Here is a 746-nt window from a genome sequence, read left to right on the forward strand (position 1 = left end):
TTGCGGGCGCCGGCCATCGAGACGATGCCTGCCTGCCGGGACTTGCCCCCGCCGGTCTTGAAGCGGGCGACCGCCTGGGCGAGACCCTCGGTCTCGTCGGCGAGCGTCCGGCTGGCGGCGGTCGCCTCTTCCACCATCGCGGCGTTCTGCTGGGTCACCTTGTCCATCTGGTCGGCCGCGCCGGAGACCTCGCGCAGGCTCGTCGCCTGTTCGCGGGCACTCGACGCGATCTGGGCGATCGCCTCGGCCATGCCGGAGACTTCGGCAACGATCTCGTCCAGCGACTTGCCCGACGCCGTCACCAGTTCCACGCCCTTGCCGACCTGCTCGGACGACGCCGTGATCAGGCCCTTGATCTCCTTGGCCGCTTCCGCCGAGCGCTGGGCGAGGCCCCGCACTTCCTGAGCCACCACCGCGAAGCCCTTGCCGGCTTCGCCCGCCCGCGCCGCCTCGACGCCGGCGTTCAGGGCCAGGAGGTTGGTCTGGAAGGCGATCTCGTCGATGACGCCGATGATCTGGTTGATCTGCTGGGAGGAGGCCTCGATCTGGTTCATCGCCGCGACCGCCTCGGAGACCACCTGGCCACCCTTCTCGGCCTTGCCGCGGGCCGTCGTCGCCACCTTCTGGGCATGGCCGGCGCTGTCGGCCGTCTGGTTCACCGCGCTCGTCACCTCGCCGAGCGCCGCCACGGTCTCCTCAAGGCTCGCCGCCTGCTGCTCGGTGCGCTGGGCGAGATCGCCGGAGGC

General features: G+C 71.2%; 1 protein-coding gene. It reads right to left on the bottom strand.

Features of this window, described 5'->3' with window-relative positions; all coding sequences use genetic code 11:
• Positions 1–746, bottom strand: a 746-nt coding sequence (locus tag MF134_RS23785; protein ID WP_255341871.1) for a methyl-accepting chemotaxis protein, incomplete at both ends; no start/stop codon positions are given.

The sequence above is a fragment of the Jiella marina genome (genome assembly GCF_024359545.1).
Taxonomy (GTDB): Bacteria; Pseudomonadota; Alphaproteobacteria; order Rhizobiales; family Rhizobiaceae; genus Jiella.